The sequence below is a fragment of the Pseudorhodobacter sp. genome, assembly GCF_030452865.1.
Lineage (GTDB): Bacteria > Pseudomonadota > Alphaproteobacteria > Rhodobacterales > Rhodobacteraceae > Pseudorhodobacter.
On record NZ_JAKDLJ010000057.1, the window covers coordinates 1 to 13,404 of the forward strand.

Consider the following 13,404-nt stretch of genomic DNA (forward strand, 5'->3'; position numbering starts at 1 on the left):
AAACCCAAACCCGCAAACTCTCGTTATGAATGAGGGAGCCTCGGGGGGCAGGTCAATAGCTATCTACATTTAGACGCTTGAGGCGTTCATACGCTGTTCCAATGGTTAGCTCATTTTGATACGAGCGCCGAGTTGGTTGGCCGCCGCTATTTCCGCCGCCAATGCACCAACCGCAAGTGCATGAAGGGTAGTGATTGTGTCCTGTCACTTGTGCCTCTTACATCGTGTATCAACAAATTCTACCATCAAATCTACCTTCTTAAAGCACTGTCGTAGTCCATTTTTGAATATGTCATTTATCGATTCATTGCATAGTTGATGCCGAACAGGTAACCAATTTGAAAGGAAAAATGGCACAAGGCTACTAGATGGGACCAGTAGTATCAGTGGGACAGTTTTGTTCTCCCGATGATCCTGACCAAGTTCAGACTAGGGGCCATTGCTTTGGTATCGCTCGTAGTACGATCCAATCGCATATCTGGTCCGTGACCTGACCGTCTGCCCTGCCGGGATACCCAGCTAAGGGCGGGATCGCTCTGGCTTTTCGAAGGGCAAGCACCACAGTCCAGTTGCCCATCCATCCAACATCAAGGCTCAGTTCACCAGAAATTCGGCATGCAGCGCCCCGGCGGCGTTGATGCTTTTCAGGATGTTGATCATGTCGGTCGGCGCCACGCCGAGGGCGTTCAGACCTGCCACGACCGCTGAGAGATTGGTGGAGCCCTCAATCTCCGCCATGCCGTTGCCGGGGGCCGCACTGATGCTTGCGGTACTGCGCGGCACCACGATGCTTTCGCCCGCGCTGAAGGGATTGGGCGGCACGACGACCGGCGCCTCCTCGACCCGCAGTGTCAGCCCACCTTGCGCTACTGCAACACGGCTGATCCGCACATCTGCACCCATGACAATGGTTCCGGAGCGTTGATCGACCACAACCCGCGCGCGCGTTTCCGGTTCGACCATAATATTCTCCACCCGACCCAGAACATGCGCAGGTGAAGCCATTCGGGTCGCTGCAAGATCAAGGTTCACGGTGCCTGCGTCCAGCATGACCGCAACGCGACGTCCGAAATTGGTGTTGATCGCCGATTCTATGCGTCCTGCGGTGGTAAAATCCGCGCTCCGAAGCGCCAACCTGATATTGCGCAAAGCGGTAAAGTCGAACTCAACCTCCTGTTCCACCCGCGCACCAGAAGGGATGACGCCGGCGGTCGGAACCCCTTGGACGACTTTCGCCGCCGCCCCCTCGGCCGAGACGCCGCCTGCGATAATTGTGCCTTGTGCCACCGCATAGACCTGACCATCGGCTCCGTTCAGCGGCGTCATCACCAATGTCCCGCCGAGCAGGCTTTTTGCGTCGCCTATTGCCGAAACGGTAACGTCAATCCGCCCGCCCATGCGTGCAAAGGGTGGCAGGCTTGCAGTGACAAACACCGCCGCAACATTTTTCGGGCGGAACTGTTCGCCGTTCACGTTGACACCAAGACGCTCCAGCAGGTTGGTCATGATTTCTTCGGTAAACGGCGCGTTTCGCATGCCGTCACCGGTTCCGTTCAACCCGACAACGAGGCCATAGCCGACGAGATCGTTGCCACGCACCCCGTCGAATTCCACCAGATCCTTGATGCGGATGGGGCTGGCGGCGGCGAAGACGGGCAAGCAGATGCAAAGCAGGAGAATTCTGATCATCTGAGAAAATCCACCAGGCTGAGGCGCGATAGGCGCGCGGTCACGGAATAGAGCGTTTCAAGCTGGTTTTGCGCAGCTTCCATGCGGGTTGCCGCTTCATAAGGCTCAACCGACAGCAGGTCGGAACGCGCCATTTGCAAAGCGGTACTTTCGGCTTGATTGCGCGTCTGCGCCTGATCAATACGGGCCTGCACGACCCCGAGACGCCCGCTGAGAACCGCGCGATCCGAATTCGCCTGCAAAAGTAAGCCACCGGCCCGCCGCGCCAGGTCAACCCTCGTGTCAGCGTTCGGAGCCACGCTTGGCCGCCCAGCCAAAGCTGCAAGCGTCAAGGATTTCAGCGTATCACGCAGCGCCGGATCGGCTGCGGTGATGGCAAGATCGGCCTTGTCTTCGGCAGAAACGCTGATCGGCGTTTGACTGGCCCCACCGGTATAGCCAAGGGCGGCGAAACCGCCCGACGCGTTGAACCAATTATCCACCGCGAGTTCTATATCCGCAGCACTGACCGCCCCTGCGGCAGATATCGCTGTCTCAACGGCCGTGAGAATACTGCCCGAGGGAGCGACGGCACGCGTGTCACTCGCGATACCAGCGAACAGGGTCTTTTCACCTTGTCGGGTATTCAGCGCGGAAATGACCGCCTCAAACCGCTCGGTGGCGTCAGCAATGCGCGCGTTGAGCATGCCGCCATGGTGCAGCGTTTCCGCATCCAGCAATGAGATTGCAAGCCCGTCAGTCAGCCTGTCAACCACGCCCAGAGCCTGTTGTTGTGCGCCTGCGGTCAGCGCCGCTGCATCCGTGGCGCTTCGATAGCCGTTGAGCCGGTTGAGGCTCGTCTCAATCCCGGCAAGGCGCGAATGATCGCCGCGCAGCGCCTTGCCACTGTCGGCAGTTCGGCCGCTGGTCAACTCTTGTGCGGCGATGCGCGCGTCGAGTTTCAAGCTGCTTGTCATGCGGCGCAACATGAAGTTTTGCGCCATGTCGCCAAGGCTGATCAATGCCATGCTACATCCCCAATAAGATTTGAATCATGTCATCTGCGGTCTGGATCACCTTGGCATTTGCCGCATAGGCTTTTTCGACCACCAGCAAATCCTGCAATTCCCTGTCGGTATCGACGCCGTTTTGCAGTTCCAGATGATGCAGCGCGGTTGACCGCACGGACGCATAAGTCGCGTCGGTTTCCAGTGACAGCCGCTGGGCCGAAACGCTGGAAATGAGTTGCGCCGACAGGTTGGACAGGCCGCGGGTTGCGCCCGCGAACGGGCCGGACTGTGTGGGGCGGGGCGCGTTCAATGCGGTTTGCATGGCGTTGAGCAGCGCAGATTGGCCCACCGGTCCGGGGACTGCTGCGCCCAGACCATCACGCAAACGCCAGAGCGCGCCGCCGCTGTCGGGATCAATCGCCGGGTTCAACGCCAATCGCGCAGCAAGCCCGGTTTCATTCGCCGGGGCGAATACCGCGCCCGCATCGGTAAAAAGGCCGGCGTCGCCCGGCGCAAGCGTCGAATCCAAAGCCGGATCCTGAAACCGTGAGATCAGATCGCGCGCCAGGGCATCCAGATTGCTTTGCGCAGCGGTGCCGATGTCGTCGCGGATTGCGAAGTTTGCGGCCAATGATCCCCCCGCCATCGGTCCGGTGTCGTCGCTGCGGACGGATCGCCCGTTGATCGTCAGCCCCGACAGCGCGCCGGAGGCGAGAGTCATATCGGGTGTGATCAACCCGGTTGATGCAAAGCCGATGGTTGCCGCTTTACCTTCCAGCAATATGGCACCGCCGGTTGTAAAGAGCGCGACGCTGCCATTCTGCCGCGCGACTTCGCGCAATGGAACGATGGTGGAAATTCGGTCGATCAACTGCTGGCGTTGATCGAGCAGGGCCGAGGTGTCGCGCCCGCCGTTGGTTGAAGCGCCGATGCTGCGGTTCAATTCCGCAATCGCGCCCAGCGTGCTGTTCAGGGTGTTGATGTCAGCGGCAATCTGTTGGTCGGCGCGGCCACGCGCAGACTGCACCTCGGTCGAAATGGCGCGCATGCCCTGCACAAGGGAATTTGCCGCATCGGCAACCTGACCCTGTCGTACAGTGCTTTCGGGCTGTGCCGCTGCGGCGAGCAGCGAGGCATCAAGCGCTGCAATCCGGGCGCTGAGCGAGCCTGCATTTTCGGGGCCACCGATGCTGGCCTCGATCCGTTGCAGAAAGCCTGCGCGCGTGTCCATATTGCTTGCTGCGGCATCGGCGACGCGACGGTCCGCCATCAGAACAAGATTGACTTCCCGCGTGACGCTGTTGATCTGCACGCCTTGCCCGCCAGCGCCAACCCGGCGCGCGGACATCTCCAATCCGCGACGCCCATAGCCTGGGGTCAGCGCGTTCGCGATGTTGGAGGAAATCAGCTCGGCGGATCGCGCAGCGGCGTTCAGCCCTGACAGGGCGCTCGACATGGAGCCTGAAATGCTCATCCGATCAGTCCTTTACTGGTTGAATTTGGGCTTACCGTTTGATGTTGGTAGTTTCCTGCAACATCTCATCCACGGTCTGGATGACCTTGGCGTTGGAGGAATAGGCCCGCTGCGTCTGGATCAACGCGGTGAGTTCGGCGGCGACATCGGTGGTCGATCCTTCACGGGCATAACCAACAACAGCACCCGTCGGCCCCTCTCCAGCGTTCCACAGGAAGAACGACCCCGAGTCAGGTGAGATTTGATAGGTTTGGTTGTTCAGCGCGATCAGACCGTTCAGATTGGGGACATCCACCAACGGGATTTGATACAGGCGGCGCGTGAAACCGGTGTTGTAGGTCGCGTTGATGTAACCGTTTTCATCCACCTCTACGGCTGTCAGGTTGCCGACAGGCGAGCCGTTCTTGGTGATGGAGGTTGGGGCAAAACTGTCTGAAAGCTGCGTCAAGCCATTTGGGTCGCCCAACTTGCCGAGCGTCATCGTCAATGGTCCGCCCGCGACGGTCAATGCCAACGTGCCATCGGCGGAATTGTAGGCACCGCCTGAAACGGCTGTGACCGCAAGCAATGTGCCACCGGCCCCGCGGGTGTCATCGAAGGTCAGGGTATACTCGCCGATGGTGGCCCCGGCTTGCGCAGAATCCTTGATGACCATGGACCATTCATTTGATGACCCGCTGCCGGGGATGGTGGGCGTGAAAGAGATATCGAGGGTTTCGGATGTGCCAAGATTACCAAAATACTCGACAGATACTGGCAACATGTCACCAGATGCGCTTGCCATCGTGCTGGTTGCCGGCAAATTGACCCCAAGTTTCATCGCCGTGGTTGGATCCCCCGCCTGTTGATTCGCGTTGATCGTGACGGGTTGCAGCGCCGACACCGTATCGCGTGGCAGAACCGGAATGGAGCCATCTGCGTCCGCAGGCCAGCCCAGCAGGACGAGCCCGGAATCCGTCCGCAACGTGCCGTTGGCATCGGGGCGGAATGATCCCGTTGTTGTCATCATCATGGAACTGTTGGAAATGCCGTCAGAGAGGCCCACCGAGGACGTAACCGGCAGCATTCCACGCCCTGAAACCGCAAGATCAAGCGCATTTGAAGTGCCGACCAATGCTCCACGTTCATCAATCAGGCGGCTGGTTGATGCCCGCACGCCGCCCGCCGAATAAACGCCCGCGCCCCTTGCCTGCGAGATCACCATGCTTTCAAAATTGGCGCTGGCCCTTTTATAGCCATAGGTGCCGGAATTCGCGATGTTGTCGGAAATTGTCGCAAGCCGCGTGGCATTGGCATTCAGCCCGGCCACCCCGGCATTGAGCGAGGAGGAAATCGTCATAATTAGCGCCTTTCTGCTGCTTGGACCCGTTGGTCATGGCCCAAACTGCATCGCGCGCCTTAAGATCAGCCTAATAGCTAAAACTTGATCCGATATTCCTTTCTCTCGGCCAGCTTCTAACGATCACGCCGCAGTAAAACCACCTCCAGCCGGTTATTGCGGATCGCCATCGGGTTTGCGGTCACCGGTTTGCGGTCCGCATAGCCGCTGATCCGTGTGATCCGCTCCGAATCAATGCCCGCCTCTTGCAGCAGGCGGCGCGTCGCTTGCGCTCGTGCCGAAGACATTGCCCAGGCGGGGTTGTTGATCAAGGTGATCGGGAAAGAGCGGACATGCCCGTTCACCGCCAGCTTGTTGGTGGTGATTGACAAGACCTCAGCCAATAGTTTGGCAATATCGCGCATGACAGGCTGTGGTGTTGCGGTCAGGCCATCGAAAAGTGGCACGTCGTCCAAGTCGAAAATCTCGATCACCAGCCCCTCGTCGGTCACTTTGGTCACGACATGGCGTAAGGCGCGTTCCATTGTCATGCTCTCGCCGCTGCGCGCGGTCAGGGCCTTTTCAATCTCCGCCGCCTGCGCCCGCATCTCACTTTGCGACATCCCTGCGGAAACGCCGCCTTCGCCGCCGTTCTTTTGCTCTGCCGTGGCTTGGGCGCTGTTCGCGCCGGTGCCATCGCTCGGCCGCGCCTCCTCCGAGAACACGCTGTCACCTCCAAAAGCGCCATCGCCGCCGCCCGATATCCGGTTGACCGGAATCGTCGGACTGAAGTAATCGGCAAGCCCCTTGCGTTGCTTTTCCGTCGTTGCATTCAACAGCCACATCAGCATGAAGAAGGCCATCATGGCCGTCACAAAGTCAGCATAGGCCACTTTCCACGCCCCACCGTGGTGCCCGCCGCCTTGAACAATTTTCTTCCGCTTGATGATGACTGGCCTGGCATTTGATTGCCCGTCCATCACACCACCCATTCATACACCCGCGTTCAGGTGTACCCGATCGCGATGAAGGCGATATTAACCTGTAGAGTTTTCACGACTTTCGCGATGCGAAGCGCCCTTCCGGAGCCCGCCTGTGGTCATCATGCCACCGTGAGACGCGCAGGCATCACGGTGCAACCGGGTCCGCCCTATGCGGTTTGTTTGAATGGCAAAGCCGCAATCGCGCACAGGTTTCCAGCCCCAACGCGGCGTAATCCGCCTGAAACGCCAAAGCATTTGCGCGCGTCAAAGCGGTTTCGATCCGCAAGGCGCGCGGCATGCGTTCCAGTAATTGGCGCGGCAAATCTGACCGTATCACCAGAAAATCCGCCAACTCGCGCGGGGAGACATTTCGCAAACCCGTCAGGAACAGATCAAACCGTTGAAAATCCCGGTTCAACGCACTGAGGCCGAAGTGAGAGAAGCGACGAACCACATGCGCCGCGGTGGCATGGTCAACGCGGCAGGCCAAAGCACAGGTCAGATTACAAGACGATAATCCGAGGTTGCTCAACGTAGTGGTGACTTCCTGCGGCAGAGGGGCTGGCGCGCGTGGGTCCAGAATGATGTCATACAATGCCGTCGCAGGACAAGAAGCAGTCAGACGCAGCCCTGCGATCCTGCGCGCTGCGCGCCGGATTTCGGTGATTTGGTCAAGGGTCTGGCCGCGCAGCACCAGACCGCCCGGCCCGGCCAGAGCTTTGTGGATGAACCGCGGGTTGCGGGTGGCATCGGACAGCGCAAAGGTTGGCAGGGCGAGCGCCAACTCGCGCGCAAGATCCGCCAGATCCGCCGATTCCCCCGGTTGAATCGAAAAATCATAGAGCATGGAGCTGGTGCAATTCGGCGTATCTTCCGCCAGTACGGGTTCCAGCCGCACCGGCACTCCAATCGCTGCCAGCAGGTCGGCCAATCGCATCGCCTGTTCACGTTCCAACTGATCCGCCAAGGTTGCCGGAGGGTTGGAAAGCCGCGCCACCGCTTGCGTTATTGTCAGCCCAAGGTGGTTCGCCAACGTCGGGGCGGCCAGAGAGATTGTCGCGCAAGGCTCGAAAAGGCTTAGGCGTACAAAGCGACTGGACTGAAAGACGGTGGCCATGGTCGACTCCAACTCTACATCCGTAAAGATAGCCGAACCATTATTGTTTTAGCTAGCCCCGCGTCGCTCAACCTACGTTAAAACATAGGTTTCCTTTGCGCAGGGCGTCGGAAAGTGTTTCAGTAGGGTGACGCTGGCCCCGATCATTCGCAGCACGAGGACTTCGCATGCGGTTGCCGGACGCTTGATTTCCGCTCAAACCATCTCAGCAAGACTGCGGCTGATCCGGTAGCGGGCCTTCAGATGGGTGGGTGCCTTTTCCTCCAGTTGTTGCAACATCGCGCGGATTTCGCCAAATCCCCATGCCCGCGCCGATTCAAACGGCCCGCGCGGATAGTTCAGCCCAAGTTTCATCGCCTGATCAATGGCAACGGCAGAAACATCGCCTTCGTCCAACAGGCTTGCCGCCTCATTCGCCAGTGTCGCCTCGATCCGCAGCGCGATGGCGTCATTGGGTTTTGCGGTGATGCTTTGGCCGGTGACAAAGCCCTTGCCGGTTTTAGCCCCCAGATTGCCCGATGCGACCTGATCGCGCAGGTTTTGGAAGATATAGTATCGCGGGTTGCCGTTCATCCCGTCATATAGCCCTTGAGTCGCTGCAAGGTTGATATCCGCACCGATCAGATCAATCAGCGAGAACGGCCCGAGCCGATACCCCGCCGCCAGCATCGCTGCGTCAATCTCAACTGCGGGGATGCCTACTTCCAGCATCGCCAAAGCCTCACCATAAAACGGGCGGGCGCAGCGATTAACGATGAAGCCAGGACGATCCGCGCATTGGATCACGGTTTTGCCGGCCTGTTCCGTCACAGCCCGCGCGGTTTCCACCGCATCAGGCGCATTTTCGGGGCGGGTGACCAGTTCGACAAGTTTCATCGCAGGGGCGGGATTGAAGAAATGCAGGCCCAGAAGCCGCTCCGGCCGATTCAAAGCACCGGCGATTTCGCCAACGGACAGCGCCGAGGTGTTGGTCGCAAGGATCGCATCGGGGCGGAGAATGGATTCCAGTGCCACGAACAGCCCTTGTTTTGCTGTCAGCTTTTCGACGATCGCCTCAATAACCAGATCGCATTCGCCCATGTCCGCGATGTCCGGCACCACCTCCAGCGCGGTCAACGTTGCCGCCATCGAAACATCTGTCAGCTTTCCGGCAGCAACACGGCGGGCAAGACTTTGGCGCAGCCGCAATTTTGCAGCGTCGCGCGTTGCGTCATGTCCATCGGTCGCGAGAACCCGATGTCCGGCTGCGGCATAAACCTGCGCGATGCCAAGTCCCATGATGCCCAAACCGACAATGCCAATCACTTCCATCTCGATCCCCACCCTGCGATCCGATCTGCTTTCCGGTCGGTCCCATCATACCCTTGCGCCACCGCGACCGAAACACAAGTTTGAAATTTCAAACTTGAAATGATTTTCAAGCGGTGGCAGTCTGACGAAATATTCCGGAAGGGGGAGACTCGGATGAAAGTGTTGGTTCTTGGCGGCGGGCCTGCGGGTCTCTATTTCGCGATTTCGATGAAATTGCGCGATCCGGACCATCAAGTCACTCTGCTGGAACGAAACCGCTTTGATGATACTTTCGGCTGGGGCGTCGTGCTTTCGGATGAAACGCTGGCGAATATGGCGCGGAACGACCCGGTTTCCGAAAAGACGATCCGGGGCAATTTCGCCTATTGGGATGATGTCGCGGTGGTCCACAAAGGCACGCGCGTAAAGTCATCCGGCCACGGCTTTTGCGGCATTGGGCGCAAGCGGCTGCTGCTTGATCTGCAAGACCGTGCGCGGGAGTTGGGTGTTGATCTGCGCTTTGAGACCCCGGCGCAGCCTGCCGCAAGCTATATGGACGACTATGATATCGTCGTAGCCGCCGATGGCCTCAACTCCGCCGTCCGGCAGGAGTTTGCAGAGCATTTCAAACCCGAGGTCGATACTCGCTTGAATAAATTTGTCTGGCTTGGCACCAAGCAAAAATTCGACGATGCCTTTACCTTTATTTTCGAGAAAACCAAGCATGGCTGGGTCTGGGCCCATGCCTATCAATTCGATGCGGATATGGCGACGTTTATCGTCGAATGTTCGCAGGCGACCTATGATGCCTTCGGCATTGGCGAGATGAGCAAAGAGGAAAGCATCGCGACCTGTGAGGCGATCTTCAAGGATCATCTGGGCGGCAATGCTCTGATCTCAAACGCCAACCATATTCGCGGTTCGGCCTGGCTGTCGTTCCCGCGCGTGCTGTGTGAAAACTGGTCTTACAAGAATGTCGTGCTGTTGGGCGACAGTTCGGCCACCGCGCATTTTTCCATTGGCTCCGGGTCGAAACTGGGGATCGAAAGCGCGATTGCGCTGGCAGAATACCTGCATACCGAACCGGATATGCAAACCGCTTTCGCCCGCTATCAGGAGGAACGCCGCGTGGACGTGCTGCGCCTGCAATCGGCGGCGCGCAACTCGACCGAGTGGTTTGAAGAAATCGAGCGCTATCTTGACCTCGACCCGGTGCAATTCAACTATTCCCTGCTGACCCGTTCACAGCGGATCAGCCACGAGAACCTGCGCATGCGTGACCCGGACTGGCTGCGTTCCGCCGAGGATTGGTTTGCGGCGCAATCGGGGGGTGCTGCGGGCCGCGCACCCATGTTTGCACCGTTCAAGCTGCGCGATATGGCGCTGAAAAACCGGGTCGTCGTCTCACCCATGGCGCAATACAAGGCGGTGAATGGTTGCCCGACCGATTGGCATTTTGTGCATTACGCCGAGCGCTGCAAAGGTGGTGCGGGATTGGTCTACACCGAAATGACCTGCGTTTCGCCGGAAGGCCGCATTACCCCCGGTTGCCCCGGACTTTATGCGCCGGAGCATGAGGCGGCATGGAAGCGGTTGGTCGATTTTGCCCACACGGAAACGGACGCGAAAATCTGCTGCCAGATCGGCCATTCCGGGCGCAAAGGCTCTACCCAACTGGGGTGGGAGGTGATGGATGCGCCGTTGCAGGCCGACAATTGGCCCACGATGTCAGCCTCTGCCTTGCCGTGGTCATCGAAGAATCCTGCACCGAAAGCGATGGACCGGGCCGATATGGACCGGGTGAAGGCGGAGTTTGTTTCAGCAACGGAAATGGCGGCGCGGGCCGGGTTTGACATGATCGAACTCCACGCCGCGCATGGCTATCTGATTTCCAGTTTCATCAGCCCGAAATCGAACATTCGCTCTGATGAATACGGCGGCGCACTGGAAAACCGCATGCGGTATCCGTTGGAGGTGTTTGTTGCGATGCGCGCGGTATGGCCTGCCGAAAAACCGATGTCAGTGAGAATCTCCGCGAATGATTGGGTTGGCGATGAAGGCGTGACCCCGGAAGAAGCCGTGAAGATCGCCAAAGCATTCAGCGAAGCCGGTGCCGATATCATCGACGTGTCTGCCGGGCAAACCAGCGTCGATGCGCGCCCGATCTATGGCCGCATGTTCCAGACCCCTTTCAGCGACCGCATCCGCAACGAGGCGCATATCGCGACGATGGCGGTGGGCAATATCTTTGAGGTCGATCACGTCAATTCCATCCTGATCGCGGGCCGTGCCGATCTGGTCTGCATCGCACGCGCGCATCTGGCGGACCCTTACTGGACCTTGCATGCCGCGATCCAGCTTGCCGACGAGGCGACGCGCTGGCCGCTGCCATACGGTCCGGGCGCCGATCAGGCGCGGCGTCTGGCCGAACGCGCAGCGGAGGTCATGCGGGCATGATGCTGCTGGGCAAACGGGTCTTGATCACTGGCGGTGGCACCGGCACCGGGGCCGATATGGCGCGGGGGTTTGCGGGCGCGGGTGCCGAAGTGGTGGTGACGGGCCGGCGGTTGGAGCCTTTGAAGAAACTGGCGCTCGCCAACCCGAGTATCCGCGCAATTGCTGCCGATGTGACGCAGGAAGATTCGGTTCGGGCGATGTTTGCCGAGGCGGGTGCTTGCGATATCGTGATTGCCAATGCGGGTGCGGCGGAAAGCGGGCTTGTGGTGAAAACCAGCCTTGAGCAGTGGCATGCGATGCTTGCCGTCAACCTGACCGGGGCGTTCCTGACCCTGCGCGAAGGCTTGCGGCAGATGCCGGGCTGGGGGCGGTTGATTTCGATTGCATCGGTGGCAGGATTGAAAGGCTATGCCTATGCCGCGCCCTATGCTGCGGCGAAACATGGGGTGATTGGGTTGACCCGAAGCCTTGCGCTGGAAGTGGCGAAAAAGCCGATTACGGTAAACGCGATTTGCCCCGGCTTTCTCGATACCGAAATGACCGAACGCTCCGTCGCCAATATCATCGCCAAGACCGGCAAGACCGTTGACGAGGCGCGCGCGGCACTGTGTTCCGGCAACCCTCAAGGCCGGTTGATCCGCCCCGACGAGGTCACGGCGACCGCGCTCTGGCTCTGTGGACCGGGGGCTGATTCCGTTAATGGCCAAGCCATCGCACTGTCCGGGGGTGAGGTATGATTGAGCCTGACGGCCTGTCCAAACGGCGACTGAAGCTGTGGATCCGGCTGCTTGGTGTAACGCGCGGGGCGGAAAACCAGTTGCGCGAACATTTGCGGCTGGAGCATGAAACCACATTGCCGCGATTTGACGTGATGGCGGCTCTGTGGCGGCGACGCGAGGGGATCACCATGACGGAGTTGAGCCGGATGTTGCTGGTCTCCAACGGCAATGCAACCGCGGTCGTCGATAGGCTGGAAAAAGACGGGTTGGCTAAGCGCACTCCTTTGGCCAGCGACCGGCGAACTGTGCAGGTCACACTGACCGAGGCGGGGTTGCGGGTGTTCGAGTCGGTGGCGATCGGCCATGAGAGCGAGGTCAACACCGTGTTTTCGTCTTTGACCGAGGCGGAGATCGAGGTGCTGACCGGTGTGTTGAAGAAACTGCGGAAGGATGTGGCATGACCATGCTGGCTGAACTGAAACCCCAACATTTCCTGTTGGAAGTGAAAGACCGGATTGCAACGATCCGGCTGGATCGCCCGGACCGCAAGAACCCGTTGACGTTCCAATCCTACGCCGAGTTGCGCGATACCTTTCGCGCGATTCCCTATGCAACGGATGTGGATGTGGTGATCTTTGCCTCTAACGGTGGGAATTTCTGTTCGGGCGGCGATGTGCATGACATTATCGGGCCGCTGGTAGGGTTGGATATGAAAGGGCTATTGGCTTTTACCCGAATGACCGGGGATCTGGTCAAGGCGATGATTGGTTGCCAAAAACCGATTATCGCAGCGGTGGACGGAATTTGTGTCGGGGCGGGTGCGATTGTCGCGATGGCGTCGGATCTGCGGCTTGCGACGGAGCGGGCGAAATGTGCGTTCCTGTTCACGCGGGTCGGGCTTGCGGGGTGCGACATGGGCGCCTGTGCAATGCTGCCGCGCATCATCGGGCAGGGCCGCGCGGCGGAACTGTTGTACACCGGGCGGGTGATGACGGCGGCGGAAGGGGAGCGGTGGGGGTTCTGGAATGCGTTGCATTCCGAGGATACGCTGGACGCGGAGGCACTGGCTTTGGCGCAGCGCCTGACGGCGGGGCCGTGTTTTGCGCATGGGATCACCAAGACGCAGATCAATCAGGAATGGAACATGGGGCTGGAGCAGGCGATTGAAGCCGAGGCGCAGGCGCAGGCGATTTGCATGCAGACCCGTGATTTTGAGCGGGCCTACCGCGCGTTTGTGGCGAAGGAGAAACCGGTGTTCGCGGGGGATTGACGGCGGGTCATGCGGCAAACGGGGGGGGGGGGGGGGGGGGGGGGGGGCCCCCCCCCCCCCCCCCCCCAAAAAAAAACAAGATCTCGAGGAGAGGTGAG

General features: G+C 59.5%; 11 protein-coding genes. 4 read left to right on the forward strand and 7 right to left on the reverse strand.

The genetic code is table 11. The annotated features are described in order from the left end of the window. Positions 1-594: 594 nt before the first annotated feature. From L0H65_RS05475 to L0H65_RS05505, 7 genes are all read right to left on the reverse strand, one after another. Positions 595-1,689, reverse strand: a complete 1,095-nt coding sequence (locus L0H65_RS05475; RefSeq protein ID WP_301457827.1) for a flagellar basal body P-ring protein FlgI — start codon at positions 1,687-1,689, stop codon at positions 595-597. Beyond that, on the reverse strand, positions 1,686-2,696 hold the full coding sequence (locus L0H65_RS05480) for a flagellin (protein ID WP_301457828.1): 1,011 nt from the start codon (positions 2,694-2,696) through the stop codon (positions 1,686-1,688). Before L0H65_RS05480 ends, L0H65_RS05475 begins: the two co-directional genes overlap by 4 nt. Position 2,697: 1 nt before the next feature. Next, a complete protein-coding gene (gene flgK / locus L0H65_RS05485) occupies positions 2,698-4,152 on the reverse strand; it encodes a flagellar hook-associated protein FlgK (protein WP_301457829.1) in 1,455 nt (484 codons plus the stop codon). Between the two features lie 31 nt (positions 4,153-4,183). Beyond that, on the reverse strand, positions 4,184-5,491 hold the full coding sequence (locus L0H65_RS05490; RefSeq protein WP_301457830.1) for a flagellar hook protein FlgE: 1,308 nt from the start codon (positions 5,489-5,491) through the stop codon (positions 4,184-4,186). 116 nt (positions 5,492-5,607) lie between these two features. Continuing rightward, entirely contained in the window at positions 5,608-6,450 is an 843-nt protein-coding gene (locus L0H65_RS05495) for a flagellar motor protein MotB (RefSeq protein ID WP_301457831.1), read from the reverse strand. Positions 6,451-6,598: 148 nt separating this feature from the next. Continuing rightward, positions 6,599-7,570, reverse strand: a complete 972-nt coding sequence (locus L0H65_RS05500; RefSeq protein ID WP_301457832.1) for a hypothetical protein — start codon at positions 7,568-7,570, stop codon at positions 6,599-6,601. A gap of 195 nt (positions 7,571-7,765) precedes the next feature. Further along, positions 7,766-8,881, reverse strand: a complete 1,116-nt coding sequence (locus L0H65_RS05505; RefSeq protein WP_301457833.1) for a 3-hydroxyacyl-CoA dehydrogenase NAD-binding domain-containing protein — start codon at positions 8,879-8,881, stop codon at positions 7,766-7,768. Between the two features lie 153 nt (positions 8,882-9,034). Here L0H65_RS05505 and L0H65_RS05510 point away from each other — a divergent pair, with 153 nt between their 5' ends. The 4 genes from L0H65_RS05510 to L0H65_RS05525 are packed head-to-tail and all read left to right on the forward strand — an operon-like array spanning position 9,035 to position 13,306. Then, entirely contained in the window at positions 9,035-11,317 is a 2,283-nt protein-coding gene (locus tag L0H65_RS05510) for a bifunctional salicylyl-CoA 5-hydroxylase/oxidoreductase (RefSeq protein WP_301457834.1), read from the forward strand. Then, on the forward strand, positions 11,314-12,054 hold the full coding sequence (locus L0H65_RS05515; protein ID WP_301457835.1) for an SDR family NAD(P)-dependent oxidoreductase: 741 nt from the start codon (positions 11,314-11,316) through the stop codon (positions 12,052-12,054). The genes L0H65_RS05510 and L0H65_RS05515 overlap by 4 nt, the downstream gene beginning before the upstream one ends. Then, a complete protein-coding gene (locus tag L0H65_RS05520) occupies positions 12,051-12,497 on the forward strand; it encodes a MarR family winged helix-turn-helix transcriptional regulator (protein ID WP_301457836.1) in 447 nt (148 codons plus the stop codon). Before L0H65_RS05515 ends, L0H65_RS05520 begins: the two co-directional genes overlap by 4 nt. After that, positions 12,494-13,306 carry an enoyl-CoA hydratase family protein gene (locus L0H65_RS05525; protein ID WP_301457837.1) on the forward strand — a complete coding sequence of 271 codons (813 nt, stop codon included), beginning with the start codon at positions 12,494-12,496 and terminating at the stop codon, positions 13,304-13,306. The genes L0H65_RS05520 and L0H65_RS05525 overlap by 4 nt, the downstream gene beginning before the upstream one ends. The last annotated feature ends 98 nt before the right edge of the window (positions 13,307-13,404 follow it).